At 41.3% G+C, this 23,227-nt stretch carries 24 protein-coding genes and 1 pseudogene; 6 read left to right on the top strand and 19 right to left on the bottom strand.

Features of this window, described 5'->3' with window-relative positions:
- Positions 1 to 12 precede the first annotated feature (12 nt).
- Positions 13 to 1,191: a M20 metallopeptidase family protein gene (locus ACR65F_RS06770; protein ID WP_440503758.1), complete on the top strand. Its 1,179-nt coding sequence runs from the start codon at positions 13 to 15 to the stop codon at positions 1,189 to 1,191.
- A 112-nt stretch (positions 1,192 to 1,303) separates the two neighbouring features.
- On the opposite strand, the gene ACR65F_RS06765 is transcribed toward ACR65F_RS06770, so the two are convergent.
- Both ACR65F_RS06765 and ACR65F_RS06760 read right to left on the bottom strand, forming a co-directional pair.
- Complete coding sequence (locus ACR65F_RS06765; protein WP_440503757.1) at positions 1,304 to 1,660, bottom strand: glyoxalase superfamily protein; 357 nt, start codon at positions 1,658 to 1,660, stop codon at positions 1,304 to 1,306.
- A gap of 53 nt (positions 1,661 to 1,713) precedes the next feature.
- Positions 1,714 to 1,980, bottom strand: a complete 267-nt coding sequence (locus tag ACR65F_RS06760) for a hypothetical protein (RefSeq protein ID WP_440503755.1) — start codon at positions 1,978 to 1,980, stop codon at positions 1,714 to 1,716.
- A 338-nt stretch (positions 1,981 to 2,318) separates the two neighbouring features.
- Here ACR65F_RS06760 and arr point away from each other — a divergent pair, with 338 nt between their 5' ends.
- The 3 genes and pseudogenes from arr to ACR65F_RS06745 all read left to right on the top strand — a co-directional run bounded on the left by arr (position 2,319) and on the right by ACR65F_RS06745 (position 4,285).
- Complete coding sequence (arr, locus tag ACR65F_RS06755; protein WP_440503754.1) at positions 2,319 to 2,735, top strand: NAD(+)--rifampin ADP-ribosyltransferase; 417 nt, start codon at positions 2,319 to 2,321, stop codon at positions 2,733 to 2,735.
- A gap of 96 nt (positions 2,736 to 2,831) precedes the next feature.
- Positions 2,832 to 3,385, top strand: a pseudogene (locus ACR65F_RS06750) (dihydrofolate reductase family protein).
- A gap of 129 nt (positions 3,386 to 3,514) precedes the next feature.
- On the top strand, positions 3,515 to 4,285 hold the full coding sequence (locus tag ACR65F_RS06745) for a sulfite exporter TauE/SafE family protein (protein ID WP_440503753.1): 771 nt from the start codon (positions 3,515 to 3,517) through the stop codon (positions 4,283 to 4,285).
- Between the two features lie 325 nt (positions 4,286 to 4,610).
- On the opposite strand, the gene ACR65F_RS06740 is transcribed toward ACR65F_RS06745, so the two are convergent.
- The 16 genes from ACR65F_RS06740 to ACR65F_RS06665 all read right to left on the bottom strand — a co-directional run bounded on the left by ACR65F_RS06740 (position 4,611) and on the right by ACR65F_RS06665 (position 19,763).
- A complete protein-coding gene (locus ACR65F_RS06740) occupies positions 4,611 to 5,429 on the bottom strand; it encodes a hypothetical protein (RefSeq protein ID WP_440503752.1) in 819 nt (272 codons plus the stop codon).
- Positions 5,430 to 5,492: 63 nt separating this feature from the next.
- On the bottom strand, positions 5,493 to 5,942 hold the full coding sequence (locus tag ACR65F_RS06735) for a GNAT family N-acetyltransferase (protein WP_440503751.1): 450 nt from the start codon (positions 5,940 to 5,942) through the stop codon (positions 5,493 to 5,495).
- Positions 5,943 to 6,260: 318 nt separating this feature from the next.
- The gene (gene cobT, locus ACR65F_RS06730) at positions 6,261 to 7,310 is read right to left on the bottom strand and encodes a nicotinate-nucleotide--dimethylbenzimidazole phosphoribosyltransferase (protein ID WP_440503750.1); all 1,050 of its coding nucleotides are present in this window, start codon (positions 7,308 to 7,310) and stop codon (positions 6,261 to 6,263) included.
- A gap of 307 nt (positions 7,311 to 7,617) precedes the next feature.
- Positions 7,618 to 8,142: a GrpB family protein gene (locus ACR65F_RS06725; RefSeq protein ID WP_440503748.1), complete on the bottom strand. Its 525-nt coding sequence runs from the start codon at positions 8,140 to 8,142 to the stop codon at positions 7,618 to 7,620.
- A gap of 443 nt (positions 8,143 to 8,585) precedes the next feature.
- Entirely contained in the window at positions 8,586 to 8,882 is a 297-nt protein-coding gene (locus ACR65F_RS06720) for a putative quinol monooxygenase (protein WP_440503747.1), read from the bottom strand.
- 76 nt (positions 8,883 to 8,958) lie between these two features.
- Entirely contained in the window at positions 8,959 to 9,387 is a 429-nt protein-coding gene (locus ACR65F_RS06715) for a MarR family winged helix-turn-helix transcriptional regulator (RefSeq protein ID WP_440503746.1), read from the bottom strand.
- A 190-nt stretch (positions 9,388 to 9,577) separates the two neighbouring features.
- On the bottom strand, positions 9,578 to 10,216 hold the full coding sequence (locus ACR65F_RS06710; RefSeq protein WP_440503745.1) for a nitroreductase family protein: 639 nt from the start codon (positions 10,214 to 10,216) through the stop codon (positions 9,578 to 9,580).
- A gap of 315 nt (positions 10,217 to 10,531) precedes the next feature.
- Positions 10,532 to 10,750, bottom strand: a complete 219-nt coding sequence (locus tag ACR65F_RS06705) for a small, acid-soluble spore protein tlp (protein WP_039043767.1) — start codon at positions 10,748 to 10,750, stop codon at positions 10,532 to 10,534.
- A 137-nt stretch (positions 10,751 to 10,887) separates the two neighbouring features.
- Entirely contained in the window at positions 10,888 to 11,364 is a 477-nt protein-coding gene (locus ACR65F_RS06700) for a YbaK/EbsC family protein (protein ID WP_440503744.1), read from the bottom strand.
- Between the two features lie 166 nt (positions 11,365 to 11,530).
- Complete coding sequence (locus ACR65F_RS06695) at positions 11,531 to 11,884, bottom strand: DUF2200 domain-containing protein (RefSeq protein ID WP_440503743.1); 354 nt, start codon at positions 11,882 to 11,884, stop codon at positions 11,531 to 11,533.
- A 63-nt stretch (positions 11,885 to 11,947) separates the two neighbouring features.
- On the bottom strand, positions 11,948 to 13,006 hold the full coding sequence (locus ACR65F_RS06690) for a DUF4236 domain-containing protein (protein WP_440503742.1): 1,059 nt from the start codon (positions 13,004 to 13,006) through the stop codon (positions 11,948 to 11,950).
- Positions 13,007 to 13,180: 174 nt separating this feature from the next.
- Complete coding sequence (locus ACR65F_RS06685) at positions 13,181 to 13,852, bottom strand: DUF3885 domain-containing protein (RefSeq protein WP_440503741.1); 672 nt, start codon at positions 13,850 to 13,852, stop codon at positions 13,181 to 13,183.
- A gap of 628 nt (positions 13,853 to 14,480) precedes the next feature.
- Complete coding sequence (locus ACR65F_RS06680) at positions 14,481 to 15,515, bottom strand: DUF4179 domain-containing protein (protein ID WP_440503739.1); 1,035 nt, start codon at positions 15,513 to 15,515, stop codon at positions 14,481 to 14,483.
- A complete protein-coding gene (locus tag ACR65F_RS06675; protein WP_440503738.1) occupies positions 15,512 to 16,069 on the bottom strand; it encodes a sigma-70 family RNA polymerase sigma factor in 558 nt (185 codons plus the stop codon). The genes ACR65F_RS06680 and ACR65F_RS06675 overlap by 4 nt, the downstream gene beginning before the upstream one ends.
- A 167-nt stretch (positions 16,070 to 16,236) precedes the next feature.
- Positions 16,237 to 19,374, bottom strand: a complete 3,138-nt coding sequence (locus ACR65F_RS06670) for a DEAD/DEAH box helicase (RefSeq protein ID WP_440503737.1) — start codon at positions 19,372 to 19,374, stop codon at positions 16,237 to 16,239.
- Positions 19,347 to 19,763: a (deoxy)nucleoside triphosphate pyrophosphohydrolase gene (locus ACR65F_RS06665; protein ID WP_039043775.1), complete on the bottom strand. Its 417-nt coding sequence runs from the start codon at positions 19,761 to 19,763 to the stop codon at positions 19,347 to 19,349. Before ACR65F_RS06665 ends, ACR65F_RS06670 begins: the two co-directional genes overlap by 28 nt.
- A gap of 369 nt (positions 19,764 to 20,132) precedes the next feature.
- On the opposite strand from ACR65F_RS06665, the gene ACR65F_RS06660 reads away from it, so the two are divergent.
- Positions 20,133 to 20,459, top strand: a complete 327-nt coding sequence (locus ACR65F_RS06660; RefSeq protein WP_039043776.1) for a nucleoside triphosphate pyrophosphohydrolase — start codon at positions 20,133 to 20,135, stop codon at positions 20,457 to 20,459.
- Positions 20,460 to 20,777: 318 nt separating this feature from the next.
- Entirely contained in the window at positions 20,778 to 21,764 is a 987-nt protein-coding gene (locus ACR65F_RS06655) for a bile acid:sodium symporter family protein (protein ID WP_440503736.1), read from the top strand.
- 339 nt (positions 21,765 to 22,103) lie between these two features.
- On the opposite strand, the gene ACR65F_RS06650 is transcribed toward ACR65F_RS06655, so the two are convergent.
- The gene (locus ACR65F_RS06650) at positions 22,104 to 22,907 is read right to left on the bottom strand and encodes an SDR family NAD(P)-dependent oxidoreductase (RefSeq protein WP_039043777.1); all 804 of its coding nucleotides are present in this window, start codon (positions 22,905 to 22,907) and stop codon (positions 22,104 to 22,106) included.
- Positions 22,908 to 23,227: the final 320 nt, after the last annotated feature.

Here is a 23,227-nt window from a genome sequence, read left to right as displayed (position 1 = left end):
GAGGTTTTACAATTGGTTTTGAATCTAGACGCATTGCAAAAAGAAGTTATTTCATGGAGACACCATTTACATGAAAATGCAGAACTATCCCATCACGAGTATAAAACTTCGGACTATATCTATAAGACAGTTTCCGGGTTTCCAGGACTCACGGTGACGAGACCGACAAAAACGAGTGTCTATGCCGTATTGAAAGGTGGAAAACCTTCTGCTGAAACATCTCGCACAATCGCTTTCCGTGCAGATATCGATGCGTTACCTATCCATGAAGAGGCAGATATCGACTTCCAATCCAAAACACCAGGAGTGATGCACGCTTGTGGTCATGATGCCCATGCTTCTATGCTGATGGGCGCGGCGAAAGTGTTGTCGGAAAGACGCGATGAATTCAGCGGAGAAATCCGTTTCATCTTCCAGCATGCAGAAGAAGTAACACCAGGCGGAGCTCAAGAACTAGTCGAGCATGGCGTCATGGAAGGCGTCGATTATGTCTTTGCCTTGCATGTCTATCCTTATGAAAATGCAGGTAAGTTCTCGATGCGTGCGGGTAAGATGAATGCAGCGGGAGATGACTTTGAAGTGAAAATTATCGGACGTGGTGGTCATGCCTCTACTCCTGAACTCGCTATTGATCCACTCATTATCGGGGCAGAGATTGTCACGAATATTCAGCTGATCGTCTCTCGTAAATTGCCGATCTTGCAGGCTCCTGTCATCACTGTGACAAAGTTCAATTGTGGAAACTCGTTGAATGTCATTGAAGAAAGTGCATCATTCGGTGGAACGATTCGTTCACACGATGCAGTCGTTCGAGTACAAGCTCGAGAATACTTAGACCAAGTGGTAAACGGAATCGCAAACACACATGGTGCAACCGCTGAAATCAAATGGGATCTCGGATGTTCCGCAGTTCATAACGACTCAGAAGCAACGGAAATCACACGTCGTGCCGCAGCTAAATTAGTCGGAGAAGAGAACGTGATCGATTTGCCAGAGCCGATGTTTGGCGCTGAGGACTTTGCTGCATATTCAGAAGTAGTTCCTGCCTCCATGCAATTCATCGGTGTTCATAACGAAGACTTTGGCAAAGCCTATCCCCTTCATCATCCGAAATTCAAGATTGAGGAGACTGCTTTGCAGTATGGGGTAAATTACTTTGTAAATATCGCAGAAGAGCTTTGCGGTGAATAAGAAGATGTAAACAAAGGCGGACCCAACAAGTCACGAAATATGACTTGTTGGGTCCGCCTATTTATTAGATAACCATTCTGAATAATGGATGAGATTACTAGTTCAGATGGGTTTATAAACGAGTACATATGCGTAATTGATTTCCATCAGGATCTACCACTGTCATCATACGGAGGCCTTCAAGATCCTCATTTGGAGGGCTAGTAATGCATATATCCTTTTTACTTTTTAATTCGTTGTACCAGTTGTCAACATTAGGAACAAATAAGTGAATTAATCCACCAATTTGGCAGTCTCCAGTATGTTCAGTTAAATACATTGTCATTTCATCCTTAGTAATCTGGACAAATATAGGAAACCCGGGTTCAAATTGATGCACCCAGTCGATTTTAAAACCCATATCGTCTACGTAAAACGAGATACTTTTTGTATAGTCTGTAATACGGAACGCCGGAATCACATTTTGCATATTTACACCTCACTAATAAGTTATATGCCCTTATAAACGACATGAATAGCGGATTATCGAATCAGTTCCTGGAGAACCATCAAGATAGGGGTGTATAGGAGCAATGGAATGAGCAAAATGACTGTCCCCATTTTTTTAGTTCCCTTTTTCAACATTAAAAGGGAGAGCAGATAAAATAGCGGATATACGATGAAAGCAATGATTAAGACGCCATCTACAGCTTGATAGAGCTTATTTGGAACTACCAATAACACTGGAATTGCAACCAATTCCAGAACACTGAAAGTGATCACAGCTACCCATAAACTTCTTATTGTCATGCTACATCCCCGATCTCTGATAGTTTCTCACAACGTTTTTCTTCACTTGTTATGCTACTGGGCAATCAACCTGAATAAAATCATTGTTTGAGAACTATTTCCTTCTCAATCTTATCATCTGATTTCGAATAATGCAGTACCATAAAAAACACTTTCCAATAAATCGGAAAGTGTCTTAATCATACACGAATATTGCATAGGGAAAGCTCCTTTGCAGTCAGAGAGCCCCCCTTTGCTTCCATTATACCACAACCGAAAAATCACTTATAGACTGTTATTCTAATACCTACTGCCCTATACTGATACATACAAATCTGCAATAGAGGGAGTGTAGTTGAATGGACAACAAAACTACGTTACAGGAGAAGGGCCCTTTCTTTCATGGCACGAAAGCAGAACTGCAAATCGGGGACTTCTTGAAGCCGCAGCACCTCTCGAATTACCAAGACAAAAAATCCAACCATATCTACTTCACCGCAACCTTGGATGCCGCCAAATGGGGTGCTGAATTGGCCACGTCCGGATCCCAGGAACGAATTTACGTTGTCGAACCAACAGGTGCCTTTGAAGATGACCCAAACGTGACGGACAAACGATTCCCCGGCAATCCAACACGTTCATACCGCTCTAAATCCCCGTTGAAAATAATAGCAGTACTGGGTAAATGGGAACGCCATTCCGATGAAGAGATCAGCCGGATGCTGACAGCCTTGAACACATTGCGTGAACAAGGGAAAGCAGTCATTTATGATTAATTGTAACTAGTCCTACTCTATGTGTAATTTACAGGGAGTGAGCTCAATTTTCACAGCAAATCACTACTATCGATTATCTATAGAGGAGAATACACAATGCAGAATTTTAAAAAGCAGCGAAAAGTCATTTTAGACTTAGCCGTCACACTAGATGGATTTATTGAAGGAAAGAATGGCGAAACTGATTGGTGCATCATGGATGCTGAAATGGAGTTCAATGATTTTTGAATCAGATCGACACGATTCTTTACGGCAGGAAAAGCTATGATTTGTGGGGACACTATCAACCTCAAAATCAGGAAGAAAGCGAACTATGGGATTTGATACACGCTAAGAAAAAGTATGTATTTTCCACAACAAAAAACGAAATCGAACAGGGAGTTATTCTTATAAACGAAAACATCTCTGAAGTAATCAGCGAGTTAAAAGCTCAGCCAGGTAAAGACATATGGCTGTATGGCGGAGCTGGTCTAATTTCAACATTCATAGACCAGGGGCTCGTTGACGAATTCAGATTATCTATACACCCGATTGCGCTGGGAGAAGGAAAACCATTGTTCGAAGATCTTACGCAACGATTACCTTTACAACTAATGGATACAAATGTATTTTCCTCAGGCGTTGTGCAGCTCATATATCGTACTAAGTAGTCTTTTTTTAGACCAGACATTACCTGTGCACCACAAAGATTGAAAATAATTCCCATTAGTGTCTGAGTTGTGCGGTGCACAGGTGCTTTCAGTCCTTTACTAGGGGTAAGAATAATCGAGGTTTAACTTATGTCCATTTTTCTTTTTTGTATCGTCTTACTGGCCAACTTGGTGATTGGCGTCTTTTTAGGGATATCCGGGATTGCCGGTTTCCTATTGCCACTAATTTACGTTGGTTTTTTACACATGCCTGTACATGACTCTCTTGCGCTAAGTTTTTTGGCGTTTGCCGTTTCGGGTGTACTCGGATCCTACTCTTATTGGAAGATGAAACAAATGGATTTGAAACTTGCCCTATTTTTAAGTATCGGAAGCCTTCCTGGAGCTTTTTTGGGTGTTCAAATCAATGTCCTAACTTCCGATTTCCTAGTAAAGCTCTTCCTCTATCTGTTCGTTTTACTGGCGGGATTATCTATTCTGTTAAAGAAAAACAAAGGCGAGGCTGAACAAAAACGTTCATCTCTGTTAGATCATCGCCTTTTCGTAATGCTGCTTGGTTTTTTGACAGCAGTCATTTGTGCTCTGACGGGAGCTGGCGGACCGATATTATTAGTCCCGTTGCTAGCAAGTCTTGGAGTCAATATTAGAGTGGCGGTCGGCGTGGGTCTTCTGAACTCTGTCATTATCGCTATCCCTTCCATGGCTGGATACTTCTCCCGTGCCAACTTGGACTCAACCGCCATACTAATTGTTGCCAGCTTGCTTGGCACCGTTATCGGTATCTTGACAGGCACACGTATTGCAAACAAAGTTCCAATACCACAGTTAAAATTACTGATTGCAATTATCACCATCGTATCATCCGTATATATGTTGGCCACCTTAGTGTTGGGAGCTTAAATCCTAAGTATCACGGGATACCGCACAGTCCCAACACTGTTGAATTAACGAGGTTGATTCATATAAATGGAGCTTTGTGATTCAATTTAGCTACGTTAAGGTGGTTCGTGAAACTTTCTTCTTTCAGAAGTTACTTGAGAACTGCATCCGCCAATAAACAAACTTCGGCTCCTTTCTGTGCATCTTTATGAGAAAAACAAGCAACCTTCCCGCGCCTTTTTCCAGCGTAGGAAGGTTGCTTTTAATTGTATTTATCCACGTGTTTTTGATGGAGTTCCCCTCCTGAGTTTTGGTGCTTGCATGTAGCGCGCTAGCATGCAAATCATCACTCAAATCCCCCAATGAACACATTCGATCCCATTCCATTTGAATACTTATTGTAGATGGGGTCCTCGGACTTATCGAATCGATCTGCCGTAATACGAACGTATAGCGGTCCTTCCCATAAATCTTCAAGACCGCTAAATTGCTCCAAAATTGTTTCGAACTGAGCATTCGTCATTTCACCAGAGTATTCAAAAGGTAACCACATTTCAGATTCGTCATTATCTGAACGCCCCTTAAACTGTTCCATCCATTCTTTTGCTTCCCCTTCTGATGGATTTTCCAGTCGATTTTCTCCGTACAAACGTAAGAGTTCAGGAAACATTTCCTGATCATAACCTACTTGGTTAAAGACAATCTTTTCGCTTTCTTCCCAGCTCAATCCAGGGATTTCCTTCATGACTTTGTCCACTTTAGGTACTGAAGATTGATGGGCTGCGTTTGAGATTCTCTCCATTAAAACATCGCCGAGTGTCATAAGACCTTCCGTGCGCTCCAAGCCTAAATGATCCACACCGGCAAACCTTCTAGGCTTCGCTTCCTCATCCACATGTAAAAACGCGCGTCCTTTGTAAACGGGATCATGCTTCGTTTCATAATCGACCACAACTCTGCTTGTATCTATAGACTTTCCGATATTGTCATACTGCACTTTTCCTACTGACACGGTCAGCCCCTTATCTCGCATCGCTTCCTCGACTAGTTGCTGTGCTTCTTCCACTGTGCTTTCCTGCTTGATGAATTGCTCTGCTTCTTTTGATTGGCAGGCAGTTAATACGGACACCAAGCCTATGATTACGAGTAGATAGATGGATCTCATAGCTCCCCTTCTCTCTTCGTTCCATTAACGGTTCAGTAAGAAATTCTATCCCAGCTCTCATTACTACCCCTTCCGCATAATCTCTTCACCAGCTGTATCATATTCACCGATGAATACGAAACCGAGTGTTTCATACAAGTGAACTGCACCTCGATTCTCTTTGTAAACACTCAAGTGAATCGGTTGCTCTCCATATTCCTTCAGCACCCGTTCAATTAGCAGCTCCATAAACATACGGCCAAATCCCCTACTTTGAAACTGCTCATCAATTAGCATTCGATCTATCCAAAGATTGTGGCCTCCCTGGCTATCCTTCAAGGAGCCATACATCGCAAAGCCAACAGGCACGTTATCGACATACAAACCGACTGGCCGAAATTCCTTCCATTGCTCGGCCTCCGCTAAGCATTCTTCTATAGTTTCGATAAAGGCCCGCTGATTTTTTGCAACACGTAAGGCTAACATCTCTCTTCTATTTCCTTTACTTACGTGTCGGATGTCATAGTTCATCATTTTTTCTCCTTTTCAATATGACAGGACTGCACCATGTCACAGACATTCAACATAATCTGACTGAAACTCATCTTAAAATCCCCAAAAGTCATCCTCATATTCCAGCGCAATCCTTTACTAGCAATAATATAAGATTTGAAATGAAGTCACGTACTGAAGACAAGTTCGTCAAACTATTAAATAGAAATCGGCTATATAACAATAGAAACTTCACCGTTATGGATTCATCCTAATTCCATTTCTTTCCTATCTATTTTCAAATATAGGCTTCTCTACGTCCTAATGTGGACAATATCGGTTATGAACGAAAGATAGAAACTAAATTTCCATGCCCACTTCCGCAAAAGTTGCCATATGTTTCATCATGCTAACAGCCGCCTCAATAATCGGGAAGGCTAAAGCTGCTCCAGAACCTTCCCCCAGACACATATCCATTGTTAACATCGGTTCAATTCCTAATAGCTCGCTTGCCAGTCGCCCACCTAGTTCTGCAGATGCATGGGAGGCTATGAAATATTGCTTGGCGTTAGGTTCAATAGACACTGCAATCAAGGCCGCCACTGTTGAAATATAACCATCTATCACGACAGGTATCCGATTCGCTGCTGCCCCCAGCATCACACCTGCCATGCCACCGATTTCCAACCCGCCAACCTTTGCCAGAACATCGATTCCATCATTCGGATTTGGCTTATTTTTCGTAATGGCTTTCCTAATGACCGCTGCTTTGTGCTCAATTCCTCCTGGTCCCACACCTGCCCCTTTTCCGGTAATTTCTAACGGATCGCAATTTTTTAAAACAGACAAAATAGCCGTACTCGGAGTGGTGTTGCCAATCCCCATCTCGCCTGTTCCAATCAAACGGATTCCATTTCTCGCTTCCTGATTGGCCATCTCTATGCCAACCTCGATCGATTGGATCGCTTCCTCTCTAGTCATTGCAGGACCTTTCACCATATTATCTGTTCCATGTTTAATTTTCCTTTTGACCACGCCTGCAACTTCAGGGAGTTCCCCTTTAATTCCAATATCTACTGCTATAATTTTCGCCCCTGAAACCCTACCTATTGCACACACCCCTGTCAAACCTTTTTGAAAGAGTAGAGTTTGGGCGAACGTGATCTCTTGAGGATTACTTGAAATGCCCTCATCGTATACACCATGATCAGCAGCCATCGTTATAATCGCTTTCTGATCGACTGAAGGGGTAAGTTCTTTAGTGATGCCTGCTAATTGTACGGCAATCTCCTCGAGTCTTCCTAAGCTAGTGGGAGGCTTGATCAAACTGTCTACCCGTTTCCTTGCCCTTTCCATGATCTCCTCATCCAACTTTCCAATTTTTTGTATAGTCTCATCTAACACTCTCATTTTCCATTCCCCTTTTTCCGTAAAAAGTAAAGACTCTCTTTATCTTAAGATAGCAAATATTCCGCTGAAGGAACCATCCAATCTAGCTTCGGTATAACTTTGTATCGAATTTTCTATTGAGATTCCGCTATCCTAATTGCTTTTTACGTATGTATTATTCACTAGTATTGTTTCAATTAAATTACACTAAAGCTTTTTGATACATCACTCGACTCAGTAGAAGGGCATAATCGTTCTGCGTTACATAATAAACAAGTGCACTTTCTAAATAGAATCTGGCTAATACAACATCCACTTCTAGTAAAACCTAACATTCACGGGACCACTGAGCAGCATCACACTCAATTCGTCGGATTACATCTGATTTCCCTTCTATATACTTCTCGATATCATACGGAAATTGTCCTGCTAATCGTGTTTTCAACTCTCCATATTCCAACGCACGAGCAGGATGTACCCTTAAATAATCTCGAAACAAAAGATGACGAGCAATGGTAGAACTTCCTTCTTCAAAGACGTGAACGTGATGACTCCTCGCATTGCCACCCTTTTGAAAGTAACATCTTCCTGCAATACCGTTTTCACCTTTAGCTTCATACCCAATTCCACGCATCGCTTCATTCCATTCATCTACACGTGAAATCGAGCGAACAACGAGTAATAGGTCAATTACAGGCTTAGCAGACAATCCAACCACTGCTGTACTGCCGATATGATGCACTTCTAGTAGCTCCGAACCAAAAATCATTCGTAATGTAGCCGCTTCTTTTTGAAATGCAGTTCGCCATATTGACGAGTAAGGAAGTACCTCCACTTTCCTTTTGGGCTCCATAACGCTCTTCCTTTCTATTTGGAATTGGCTAGTTATCAATGGATATTAAAATCTACTAAAACGAATAAATTCACCACATATTATTCTGATAGTTTAGCATAGTTAGCTCCATTCTTGTCAGCACATACAAAAAACCCGCAGCATAGGTCGCAACGGGATTAGCTTTGTTCAATTAAACTTGCGGCCGAAAAAAATTATAACGGACGCCTCTCCAATTTTTTGCCCTATCAACTCTATATAGAGAGTCGATGTCGATGTCGATTTCATCAGGACACATTGGAACACCGTGAATAAAACCGATCGCGCGGTACTTGAAACACGAACCAATCTCAATAGCCTAGTCATTAGATTTTAATACCTATGTTATTACTTGTGGATGTAAATGTGCATAAGCAAAAACCCAAGAATGAACTCCTTGGGATGTTTGCTATTTATAATAGAAATTATGCTTTTACAGGTTCTCCACTAAATACTTTAAGGTCCATTGGTGCAGCCAAGTAAGTTTGCGCTTTTTGAACAAAAGCAGTGAAATGCTCACTTGTATTATGGGTTGTAGTAGCTTCGATATCGTTCCAAATTTCAACCATTGTATAATGGTAATCTTGTTCAGTCGATTTCAACAAATCATAGCTACTGTTACCTTCTTCAGCTCTTGATGCTGAAAGAAGTGTTTCGACTTCTTCCAAGAATGCTTGTTCTTGATCCGGTTTTACTTGAAGGTTTGCGTGAATAATAATCATAGTTATCCATCCTTTATATTAGATTTATAGAACTAGAAGCTTATGCATAATAAGAGCCAGTTCTTTTTCATTACTTTTAGTAGTTAACGATATTGTTTTGCATGCGATTAAGCATATCTGATAAGGATTCTAATTCTTCCGGGTTAAAATCATGAAGCATTTGATTTACAAAACTAATCTTTTCTTTCTTGTAACCGACAATTTGTTTACGTCCTTCCTCGGTAAGGCGAACAAATATCACTCGATTATCGCTAGGGTTTCTTCGTCTTGTCACCATGCCATTTGCCTCAAGTTGTTTTAGATGACGAGTAATGGCACCACTATCGATATTAACAGCTTTTTGTAGGGTGGATTGATTAATTTCTTCGGTTTCATAAAGCTGGTGTAGCAATTCATAGCGTGATGCGCTAATGCCTGTACACCTTTCAAATTTAGGGCTAATTTGATTATTAAGTCCATTAAGCAGACGTAAGATTTGTTCCTGATTTGATAGTGAACATCTCATAATTGACCTCCCAAATAATTTATGAGGTCAACATATAAGAGTATCTCCAGTTAATTGACTCATCAATAATTGACCTATCAATAAATATAATACAAAATTATCTAACATACAACCAAAATGATCACTAACCCCAATTTAATTATTATAAAACTCAATAAAACATACCGAGTTAAATTCAATAGATGCTATCTTATCTACAGTGTGTAGTTGTTTCGACTGGCAGACGATACGATTGAAAACCTTCATTGATGGCTTTACCGATGGTGATTAGCATAACTGGCATATAACGTTCTTTCTCCAGATCAAAGGTCTCAGCAATCTGGTCTTTTTCATAACCACCGATAGGATTCGTATCATATCCGTAAGCACGGGCTACTAGCATAAGTTGCATTGAGACAAGACCAGCATCCAGCATAATAGTATCTTTCATTTCTTCATCGGACATCTTTTCATAAATCGGTTTAAAAGCATTCAATTGAAATTCTTTAACTTCCTGAGGCATATATCCAAGTTCAACAGCTTTGCCGTAAATTTCTTCAGCATAGTCAAAATTATTTAAGTCTGCGAATACAGCGATTACGGCGGATGAGCTCATGACCTTGTCCTTGTTGAATCGGGAAAGAGGGGCGAGCTTTGCTTTTCCTTCCTCACTGTCTATCACAAGAAATCTCCAAGGTTGCATATTAATTGACGATGGGGCTTTTGAAGCTTGAGTGATGATTTCACTCATTTCTTCATGACTGATTTTAACCGTAGGATCATATTCTTTAATGGAACGACGACCAGATAATATTTCATTGAAATCATTCGTTTTTTGATGTTTTTGCATGGTGAAAAAGCTCCTCTTCTCATTTTATATTAATTGACAAAACAATGTTTGACACATCAATGATTGCTTCGACAACTAATATAATATGGATTTGAGAAATATGCAACTCCTAAGATCGATTAAGCAAACTAAATTATGAAAGTACCAAGGCAATGCTGAACAATCCGGACACTATTTCGAATTGAGATTGAGTTGTGCGTTGGACAGACAACCTACACAGTTCTTGTCAGCACATACAAAAATCCCGCAGCACAGATCGCAACGGGATTAGACTCTGTTCAATTAAACCTATAGGTCACTTGTGTAAATGAAGCGTCAATACTTCTTATACCGGGATTTGTTTTCTGCTGCAATTTCATCCTTCAAATCTCCAATGCTTTCTGCACGTCGTTCATTTTTCTCTTTAATTTGAGCACGCTCTTTGCCTTCCGCAAAATACATCGCTTCCTCGGCTGCTTCCATATTACCAATAGTTTTTTTCAACCGCTCTACATTATCCGCAGGATCATTCGGTTTCGGATAGTTTTTCGCCATCAGACATCCTCCTTCATTCATAGATCATGATACAGAGGATAGTCTTCCCTAATTGAGTTGAATTATTACTACTAGGTGTCAGCAAAAAACATGTGAAAGGAACGATTGAAATCGTCGCACAGGCAACCTGACCTCCTTCAACACACTTGGACAACATTTGCTTGGGTGAGTTGCGTTAACTCCTCAGGCGTCAGTTCAAAAACAGCTTTCGGATGCCCGGCGGCCGCCCAGATCGTATCATACTGCAAAAGGTCTTCGTCAATCAGTGTACGAATTGGCTCGGCATGTCCCATAGGAGGAACTCCGCCGATTACATAGCCTGTGTGCGCACGAACAAATTTTGCATCTGCCTTACCTGGCGCATCTCCTGCCAGCTGCTCAATTTTCTGCTCGTCAATCCGATTGACACCACTAGCAATCACCAAAAGCGGTTCTCCAGATTGTTGTAATTTAAAAATGATCGATTTTGCAATCTGCGCGATCTCACAGCCAATCGCATCGGCTGCTTCTTGTGCCGTCCGGGCACTGTCCGGCAGCTCTTTCACCTTTCGATCGCTCCCCATTCCCTTTAGCTTTTGCTGAAATCCCTCTGCTTGTTTACTTACCTCCGCCATCTCAATTCCCCCTCTGTCCGTTTAGTTCTCAGTGATTCAAGCTTACAATAAAAGCTGAACACAGTCGACTGAAAAGACAGATAAAACTGTTAACTTTTTTTCATTTCGGATCAGCGACGTGGTTGTGCGTTCATTCACACTACACTGGTACAAAACAAGAGCTTAATCAGACACTCCTCAAAATCTTCTCCATCGCTTTGCCTTTTGCTAATTCATCGATTAGCTTATCCAAATAACGGATTTCCTGCATCAACGGTTCTTCAATGTCTTCCACCCGGATGCCGCAGATCACGCCTTTAATCAATGTACGTCCAATATTCATTTGTGGAGCTTCCGAAAAGAAAGTCTCAAAATCGGTCTTTTTTTCTATTTGGGCTTCCAGCTCTTCTTGTTGATAGCCTGTCAACCAGCGAATAATTTCATCGACTTCTTCTTTCGTACGTCCTTTTTTTTCCGCCTTCGCAACATAATGAGGATAAACACTTGAGAAACTCGTCGTGAAAATTCTATGCTTAGTCATTCTGCACCTTCCTGTCTTGTAAGTTAGTTGTTAAATCGAGCAAATAAATGACTGTCTCATCTTTCACACCAATTCCTCTACCAAGCGAAACCCCTTCGTCTTCAAATGATTCATGTGGTGCTCAAAGGTTTCTACGGTTCTTGAGGAGTCCTGCAATTCAAAGAGCATTCCGGACAACTCGTTCCGTCTGATCCGCACGGACGCAATACAACCTTTGATCGGCGGTTCGTCCGCTTGGCTCCGATCATAGACATTTATGAGCACCTGCTCAGCTGGCAAAATTGCGAACACGTTGCGTGCCGCACCTATGATGCAACTGCAAACATAATCCTGATATAGGGCATAGTAGTTGGTTTTCCCCATTTTTTTTCGGGACAAATTGCCTTTTGTCGTCAGCGACAGCACTTCTGTAGGCACGACTTCCTCTTCGCCGATCTCTACATACACCGTCAACTCGCCATTGCGGAATTGGGCATGGACCGTATTCCCGAACTGCTCGATGGAATCGAACGCCTGATGCGCAAGTAATACTTCCAGCCATGTGGATTCATCCCCCGCAAGCACCCTGGTCGCCTGATCGGACAGCGCCCGTTTTTCAGAAAGCACTACCTTGTCCTGCTCAACCGCTTTGCTCAATTCCTCTCTCAGTTCCCGCCGTTTCGCTTCCTCTCTGCGGAACAACCGGTCAAGCCAGGTCGGTTGGAACACCTCCAACTTGTGGCGCGCCACCTCAGCATTTGGACCACGTGCTGCAAGTTGGTCCAAGTCTTCCTGGAGAATTGTTCCCCAATCCACAGGCTGCCCCGTCTCAAAATGAATGGAGAGCAACATATCGACATAGCTTGTGTATGCCTCGACTTCTTTAGCCTCCGCAGAAAAAGCGGGTTTAGTCGCTGGAGCAGCTTGAGAAGCAGAACGCTGAGGACGTTTGGATCGTTGGGACGTCAATTGCTCTGAGTATGAGATGCCCGTCCCTGGAATCCCGACATTCGCTCGAACACCCCGTTTCCCTACAGTTACTGACGCACCGCGCGGACCAAGGGATGTACTGACTCCACTTTTGCTAATGTTCAACCGAACCCCTGGTGCAATTTTAATGCGTTTTTGAAATCGGAATCCCATTGGTAGTCCCCTTTCTATTAAAAAAGTATGTCTCCGTGCAACACTGGATTATAGAATTAATGAGTTAGCCTATTATACCAATAATGAAAATGACAAGAAACACAAATAGACCGTTCTATCCGCCATATTGGCGCACAACAAAAAGACCGCTCCTCATACAAGGTGCGATCCCAGTTATCTATCCTTATCATGAAAGGTTTCATCAATTGCTTTCCGATCATAATCTAGAATCCAATCGTTATAGGTCTCATACAAAAATCGAATATCATTTTTATCCGAAGCTAAAATATCACAGCCTCGATCGTCGTAAAGGTGATAAATTAGGTTCCGAGTAACATTGATGAAATACACTTCAACACCGCTCGAGGGATTACTTTTCAATATCGTTGAAGGATGCGCAAAGTCTTCATAACAGATTGCCTGCAACAGCTTCTGATAACGGATGTCCCCCTTTTTACAAAGCAGGGAAAATCGATGAATAACACGTTGCTCCTCTTCCTCTTCAAAGGGATCCGGGATAACTTCATGCCGTAACCGAGTTAACACATCAGGCTGTTTGACATACTTCAAGTAGACATTTAACGGTCTCTTTCGAAGATAGGAATTCGACAAAGTCGTATGGACATCTGTAATCAGCAACATCTCATCCGGTCCATGGAACACTTCGTCAAACAATGTAATGGATCGATGGAATGCTTGCCTCAGCTGTAACACGACCGGCTCATTCACTGAAATCGTCGGATCCGAGATTTCGTAACGGATTGCAGGGGACCACGAATAGAACAGCGAAGGTGCTAGCAAAATCCCTTTGAAATGATGGTCAATATAGGATTGTAAAGATTGCATGATTTTGTTTACTCCTTTCCATGGACACATCTTGGCCGTAGATTGCCGACATCATCTTTAATAGCCCATCTCACAACATTTGTACACCAAACAATAAAAAAACACTTGCCAATGAATTGGAAAGCGTCTATATCATACTCGTAACCTTCACTAGGGTCTGCCCGATTGTCTCTCGGCAGCACCATCCCTTGCTTTCATTATACCATATCCCCTAAATCACTTATAAACTGTTCTTTCTATAGCCACTGACTTATACTAATTCATACAAATTTGGAGTATGAGGAGTACAGTCAAGTGGATAAACAAACAATCATTACAGAGGACGATCCTTTATTTCACGGCACAAAAGCGGTTATTTACGATTGATTGCAATTTTCACCCCCACTGCCTGTGAATCGTACAAATGCACACATAATCTGGATAGAGAGCATAGTAATTAGTATTCCCTATCTTTTTCGTGACAATTCCCTTTGGCTATTGACGATGCCACCTCATCAGGAACTGTTTCTTCGTGAAATTAACTATAGTTGCACCCTACACCTATTCTGCAATACAGAATCGTGCAACGCACAAGCTTCTGCATTCCAAAAGAGACATGTCCTAAAAAACAGACATATCTCTTTTCGTGTTATTTATCCAGCTTAACCTCCATCGGGTCAAGCTTCAATTTTTCATGCCCGTTCCCGCTGCCTTCGCTCAATATAATTTCAGGTGTGAAGATTAACTTAGAAGCCCGTTCATCAATTTTTTTAATTGTCGTGCTCCACTTGTAATCTTGGCCATTCTCACTGAAACCACCATTGCCGTTGGTCAGATATTCATTTCCTAGATCATCTTTAATCAACAAATCGGACGTGACCCACTCCCATTGATCAGTGACGGACTGTTCTACAGTCTGACTGTACTCAATCACAGTTGAAATGTCCGTAAAGCGTATAGAATCGATTGTGACTTCAATCCCTTCCCCTGCAACAGACTGGGTAACATCCTGCCCGTCACCTGTAATTGCCTCCAATGTAAACTGGAAATGCCAATCGCCTTTTAATTCTTCCATCGTGTCCATATTGTCTATGCTTTGGGGAGTCCATGTCACTTTTACTGTGTCCTGTGGCGATTTGAGATGAGGCGTGGAAGTGACCATGCCGACATACTTATGGTCCTCGACCTTCTGTAACCCAGTAGAAGTTCCTCCGGAGCCGGATGCATCTTCAACATCCAGTATCGTATTCACCCCGCTGTTCGGACCAAGTTCTTTCTCTGTTTCAACAGAGTACGTAAGTGTCACGGACTTGCCGTCATACACCGCTCGGTCGATCATGATTGTCACGCCGTTGCTTGTCTGTGCTTGGCTGACGTCTGTCGCGAATTCTTCATACTCTGTATAGAAGCCGTCCTGTTCTTCATTGAAGATGGAAAAGATATTGCTGACAAGCGGTATCTGACTGGCGAGCGTTGGGAATCCGAAGCCAATAGTCATCACAGAAGCAACTCCAATGACAGCTGCAGCCGCTATATTGCGCCAGATTTTCGGCACACGTCGCTGTTGATTAATTTTCTTCCGTATTCGTTGCTTCATCGCTTGCTTTTCTTCATCTGGTACGTCAATTGGCTCGATTTCCTCATCCGTATTCAGCTCGTTTAACCGTTCAAAAAGTGATTTCATACATACTCTTCCTTCCATTCGTTTTTCAGGACAGCAGACAATTTCTTTTTCCCGCGGTACAGCCGGTTATCAACAGATGCTTTCGTGACGTGAAGAGATTCGGCAATTTCTCCGTTGGACATATCCAGAAAATACTTCATCGTGAAAATATCACGGTCCATTTCATTCAGCTGACTCATCGCAAGCAACAATTCTTCTTGCTCCTCTTTTTCAAGCAACTTATCTTGATGATCCTGGATGAAAGACAGGTCCCCCATCTCGTGTTCGCGTCCCTTACGCTTCATCACACGGCGGTATTCGTCAATTGCTTTATACTTCGCTACCATGCAAATCCACTTCTTGAACTCTGCTGGATCTCCCTCGAACTGACCGGCACGTTCCCACACAGCAAGAAATACATCACTGATACATTCATCTTGATCCGCTTCTGTCGGGCCGAGCACTTTGTAGACCACCGCCTTGACTACAGGCATATAAGTGTCAATGACATATTCGATTGCATCTTCTCGATGCCGCTTCAGCCGCCGAATAAAATTTTTCTCCGTAGATTTCATATCGCTGTCTCCCCATAAAAGCTGTTCTCACTTACTACAACGAATAGAACACTCAAGTATTCTCATCTAAAATAAAAATAGCCCCTATACACTTTAGTATAGGAGCTACACTCAAACAGTTTTCACCCTGCTAGGAATTACGTTCCGCAAAGTAACCGTCACTTATTCTATATCACACTCATATTCGTCGCGGTCATTCTTGCCGGCATAACCTCATGTAAACGCCAAACAAAACTAATGGGTTGATTGCCTTCATGGCTCACATAATCAGCTGTTCCTAAAAATGTAAAAGGTGCCGTATATCCATCCTTCTGCCTATACTCTCTGACAAACAAAGCAATTTTATTTCCTTTTTCTCTCTGTTTGATATAGCGCATACCCGTTGGACTCGTGTCAGTGGTTCTGTTTTGCGATTGCCAATGGAATAAACGGTTGCTAATTGCATAATCTTCATAGAGGGTTGAAGGTGAAAAGTCTTTATCTGTTTTGTTTAATGTAATGAAAAAGATATCTGTTTGCTTGTCCTCAAAGTATTTGACACCTTCACGAAATGCAGGCTTCACCTTTTCACTAAAATAACCAAATGCAGCTAAAACTTGATCGGATGTATACTGTGCATGCACACGAAGTGGTGAAATAAAATTAAACGGTGATGATTTTTCAACTGATTTAATATTGGCTAGACATACCTCAATCACCTGGAGTATTTCTTGCTTCAAGGAATCATTTGCTACTATCTGTTGAATTCCATGATGCATGGATTCAAATCCTAAATTCCCTGGCGGAGCATTGAAGAATGAATAATAAAACATACCAATTATCAGACGCTGTTCCTCTGTCTCAATAAATCCATTTTCTAAATACTTTTTAAAAAACATGATCATTTCAATGGAGTCCATATGAAACAAGGAATGAATGCGCTTAGTAAATAGTTCTTCATATTTGCTTTCAAAATCCTCCGATAATCCAGCATCCACTTGCAACCTTGAAAATGTACGATTTTTTCCTTTGCCATAAAATTCTGCAAGGGATAGATGATAAAAGTGCAAAAAGTTGTATAAAGTTAGTTTTTCTCCGGTGTCCTCTTCAAAATATTTTATCCTTGTAACTAGATTTTGCTTCGTGTTTCTCACTTCTTTTACATTGCGTAATATATATTCTTTCGCTTGTTTCTCCATTTGAATCACGGATCCTTTGGGTAAGTGAAAGAATCCATTTTCAATATAATATCGAACAGAATGTTTTGTCCTCCCGATCAATGCACGGAACTTTTCCTCAAATGGATAATCGGTATGTGCTTGTCCTACAAAATCTAAAACAGTTAAACATTCTTTATCGTCAGCCAAACGTAAACCACGGCCTAACTGCTGCAAGAAAACAGTCAAGCTTTCCGTCGGTCTTAGGAATAAAACGGTATTAACAGCTGGTATATCAATGCCTTCATTATACAAGTCGACGACAAAAATGAATTTAACGTCTCCACTTTCTAACTTTCTCTTTGCGTTACTTCTTTCTTCATCTGTTGATTTTCCATGTAATGCAATCGAGGGAATGCCCTTCTGATTAAAATAGCCGCACATGTACTTTGCGTGTTCTACTGACACACAAAAGCCTATTGCCTTAGTATCGTTTAATGAAGTAACATATTTACGTATACTCTGGATAACTAGATCGCTTCGACGGTCGTTAGAAGTATAAATGGTTGAAAGAGCATCTAGGTCATAGCCTCTTCTAGTCCATTTAACAGCCGTGAGGTCAACGTTATCTGTTACACAGAAATAATGAAATGGACTCAACAATTTTCTATCAATCGCTTCTGTTAATCTCATTTCCGAAGCAATTCGATCATCAAAGTAACTAAGAACATTTTCATTATCCATTCTTTCAGGAGTGGCAGTGAGTCCCAATAATATCGTCGGATTATAATAGCTCAATAGCGTTCGATAACTCAGGGCGGTGGCATGGTGAAACTCATCTATAATGATGAAATCATAGAAATCTTTAGTGGTTTTATTAATCATTTTTCGACTGTTCCAGCTTTGAATACTCATAAACAGATGATCGAAAGTAGAGGGTTCATGTCTACCAACGAACATCTCACCGAAATTAGCATCTTTTAGAACCGCTCGGAAGGTGTACATGCTTTGTCGCAATATTTCTTCACGATGTGCAATGAACAATAATTTGGCATTCGGCTTTTGTTGAAGAAACCTTTTGAAGTCGAACGCTGAAATCACTGTTTTTCCAACACCAGTTGCCGCCACCACCAAGTTTTTCATATTCCCATGAATTGTTCGTTCGGCTTCCAACTCATCTAAAATCTCTTGTTGATAATGATAAGGTCGTATATCTAAAAAGTAGTGCTCGTTTGACTCCACAACTTTATCTTTTATTAGTGATTGGCGAACAAGTGCCCAGTTTTTCTCATCCTCCGGCATCAAACTTTTAAACTCTTCATCATTCCAATAGCTATCAAAAGTAGCTTCAAACTTTCGAATGATGTCGAAAGAATCTTTCTCGGTCACTTTTATGTTCCACTCAAGTCCTGATGTGAGTGCAGGATTCGATAGATTGGACGAGCCTATGTAAGCAGTGCTGAACCCTGTTTTACGTTTGAATAGATAGGCTTTGGCATGTAAACGTGTTCTTTCTTTGTCTAATGAAACACGAATTTCTGTATTTGGTAACTGACTTAATTCTTGAAGTGCTTTGAAATCAGTTGCTTCCATATAAGAAGTTGTAATGATACTTAGCTGGCCACCACGTTCAGTAAAACTACGAAGTTCCTCTATAATAATACGCAACCCTGACCATTTGATAAACGAAACCAGCCATTCAATTTCGTCTGAAGTTGCAATTTCTTTCTTTAGCTCTTCTAACATATTCGGTTCAGCATGAGAACCAGTAAATAACGAGCTCTGAGATAAAGGAGTAACTGGCCTTTGAACCTTTTTGTTGTTAAGTGAGAGCGTGGTATTCATCGTTTTATAAATCGATGTTAGAATTTCTGCATGTTCTTCTATTTTCAGCTTCGCAAAATCTTGATCGTTCAGTTTTTCCTGAAGTACGTCTATGATTTCATTACAGGTTTGTATTTGTTTTAATAGAGCATCGTCTTTATCACTACCCTCTCTAATATGAGAAAGCGCAATACGAGTCACCGACGAGATGTAGCTTGAGAGCAAAGATCTTGCTTCTGCTTCCTCTAGTTTTTCTGTTTCGACCGCAAATAACTCAGGAGAAAGCTCTAGCAGTTCAGATTTTATCTGCTCATTAATTATCTGTTCATATATACCTTCTTGCATTGCTGCATCACCCTTTCAACGGCTGGTATGTCTGCCGGTGCCCATTGTAATGTAAGAAGATCATGCCAGGGAACCCATTTAAGTTCACTATGTTCTTGAGCGGTTACAGTCCCATTCTGAATCTCAGCATAATAAGTTTTTAAACAAATTGACACGGAATCATAGTCATAGATCGTATTTTCAACAAATGAACCTACAGTAATTTCACAACAAAGCTCTTCCTTTATTTCACGAACAAGCGCACCTTGAGGCGTTTCTCCTTTTTCAATCTTTCCTCCCGGAAATTCCCAATATCCAGAGAGCGTCATGTTTTCAGATCGTTGAGCACAGAGTATCTCTCCGTCATCATTATGTATAACAGCACCTGCGACGTGTAAATGGGAATTCATATAGTACACATCCCCTCTCTTTTTTAAATACAATAAAAATATAATTTGTATTTCGTATATACGTCTTTAAGCTTTATATCCGTCTCCCAATTCTCTAATGGGTTCAGGTTTGACCCTTTTTTTAATGTAGGGACTTCTTCGTAGGAATTGACTATTTTAAGAATAGTTTATCATACGAAGTAACACTTTAGATATTCCGTGCAAATCAAATCTTATAAGTAGACAACACGACTTTGAAAAGACACTAACAATATACTTTTAAGATCTCTAAAACTATTAAACATAGACAAGATAAGATTGGTAATGTGGACGTATAAAAAATTCAAGAACTTTGATAGACTAAAGGTAAAATACTGGAAGAGGGGCCTTATGACAACTTACAATAAACTAGTTAGAGACCTTATACCTGAAATCATTCATCAGAACGGCAAGAATCCTCTCGTAAAAATTCTCTCAAATGAGGAATACCTTAAAGAAGTAGAAAGAAAAATGCATGAGGAACTAGCAGAGTACGTTGAGGCGAAAAATAACGATGAGAAATTAGAAGAATTGGCTGATCTGTTAGAACTGTTACACACTGCCGCTAATATTCAAGGAATAAGTTTAGAAAAACTAGAAGAGCTACGCGCAAATAAATCCGAAAAGCACGGGGGATTTGCAAAAAGAATCTATCTAATTGAAGTACTTGATAACTAACACCTATGTAATTCATATAATCATATCAAGCTCTGCAGAGATAATGCCAGAAGTTCTGCAGAGCTTTTTTTTCGTCCATCCACTTTTTTCTTCATATATATTCTTCGTGGATGCGATATGAAATATATATTGTATCATTCTGATAATTGTGTATAATTAAACTTATCGTTTTGGTTGATAAAGTATTTGTTTTTGGTATTTGTCGAATCAGTTTCCGCAAAAGAGGATCAGTGCAAGGGAGTAGGTTATCTGTTTCAGCGAGAGCAAGTGCCTGCTTCTTTGAACGATGTCCAGAGGATTTCGAGGGGGTAAACGAAAATGAAAGTTTTGGAGTCAATCAGTTCATTTGCAGGAAAGTATTTTGCAGTATGGGTCATCATCGCTGCACTCATGGCCTTCCTATTTCCCACACCGTTCCTAGGATTAGGAGCTTACATTTCCATTTTACTCGGCGTTGTCATGTTTGGAATGGGGCTGACGTTGAAGGCGGTGGACTTCAAGATTATCGCTACGAAACCGTTGCCCGTAATTGTGGGCGTCGCTGCTCAGTTTCTGATCATGCCGCTTGTTGCGTTCGCGATTGCTTATGTGCTTAAGCTTCCGCCAGAATTGGCCGCTGGTTTGGTACTCCTTGGTTGTGTGCCAGGCGGGACTTCTTCCAATGTAATGGTCTATTTGGCGAAAGGGAATTTGGCATTGTCCGTTGCGATGACTTCCCTTTCTACACTGCTTGCGCCGGTTGTCACGCCGCTTTTGCTGTTATGGCTTGCGGGACAGTGGATGCCGGTTGACCCGATGTCGATGTTTAAGTCAATCGTTCAAGTCATCATTGTTCCGATTGTATTGGGTCTGTTGATCAGAAGATTTTTCCCGAAAGCTGTGGAGAAGAGTGTCTCTGTTGTTCCGCTTATTTCAGTTTTGGCCATCCTAATCATTGTAGCGGCGGTCACATCTGCCAATGCCGGCAATGTCATCTCTTCCGGTTTTGTCGTATTTGCTGCAGTTTTCCTTCATAACGGCTTTGGCTTGTTGCTTGGCTATTTGACTGCTTTGATGCTCGGATTGAATGAGTCCGATCGAAGAGCTATCTCCATTGAAGTTGGCATGCAGAATTCGGGTCTCGGCGTTGCACTGGCAACTGCACACTTTGGTCCTTTGGCTGCTCTTCCAAGCGTATGGGGAGCTATTTGGCACAACATTTCAGGTCCGATTTTGGCAACAATCTGGTCTAAGAAACCTTCAGCAGCGGCAGAACCCGAACAGGATCCGGGCACGATTCCCGTTCAGACGATTGAGTCCCGCTAAATGGACAACGACCAGTAACTTTATATTGTCTGCTAGTAATTGAATAAAATATCAATAATAAGCAACGAGAGCTGGAAATCACTTCGATTTCTTGCTCTCTTTTTAATTTTGTAACAGTATACACTAGAACACCATTCAACTATCTTTGGCTTTGTTCAGTGTCCAATCATTATGCAAATGGAACTCTTCTATGACGCCCCAGACGGATTCTGTCAGTTCTCAGATGATAGGTAACAGAACTACCAATCCTCCGATTTCAGGACACTCTCAACATTAGAAAACAATAAAACTGCCCCAAAAGAGTCATTTGTCATGACCTTTTGGGACAGCTGATATCAGTTATTTGCTTTCTTTTTCACGAATATATCTCATAATCGCCCCTGCACCCGCACGAACAAGAACGCCGCCATCACAGTTGATCTCTTGTCCTGTAATGTAACGTGACTCTTCAGATGCGAGGAATGATACCAACGCAGCTATATCTTCTGGGCCACCTACGTATGGCGTTAAGTTTCCTTCTTCCATGAGCTCCATTAATTCAGTAGAGAACTTTCTGCGAGTTGCTGGTGTTACAATCAGACCTGGTAGGACCGTGTTACAACGGATGCTTTCTTTACCGTGTTGAGTCGCAACCGAACGAGTGAACGACATAAGGCCTGCTTTTGAAGCGGAGTATGCTGTACGCTCGTAATCGCCGACTTTACCGTTTGCAGATGCTGTATTGATGATTGAGCCGCCGCCTACTTTTCTCATTTCAGGGATCGCGTATTTGCATCCAAGCATCGGCCCGCGTAGGTTAATGGCCATTACGGCATCCCACATATCGACGTCCATTTCAGGAACACCTTTATCGGCAATTGGTGAATACGCTGCGTTATTGTGTAGAATATCCAGTCTTCCGAACGCTTCGATTGTCTTTTCAACCATTGCTTTGACTTCTTCCTCATTTGAAACATCCACTTTAAACGGTATAGCTTGACCACCGTTTTGAACGATTTCATCAGCAGCCTTTTTTGCTCCTTCTTCGTTTAAATCAGCAACCACAACAGCTGCCCCGTCTTCTGCCAATCGTAGCACAGTTCCTAGTCCAATTCCTGATGCTCCTCCAGTTACAATCGCTACTTTTCCTTCTAATTTCTTCATAGCTATTCTCCCTTTCGTTACTACTTGAATTACGCAGATTTTTCTGCTACTTAATAATTCTAACACTTACTTTAACATTAAACAATTCGAGTGAACTGTACAATCAATATAATAATTAGACTTCATTAGCAACTGTGGATTGAGATTGCTTTGCTAAATCACAGATCACGATGTAGCGATTGTTATTGATTTTGAATTTCATAGCGATCATCAATTTACGATAGAAATGAGCTGATTGCTAGACTCTTTATTGGACGGTGTTCCTTGTCGAGAATCTTGACCGTTACTCCTCTGTTATACCTTATTTTTTCAATTTATCT

The sequence above is a fragment of the Sporosarcina sp. SAFN-010 genome, from assembly GCF_059415065.1.
The sequence above is the reverse complement of the archived record's forward strand: the minus strand, read 5'-3'. Positions and strand labels throughout refer to the sequence as shown.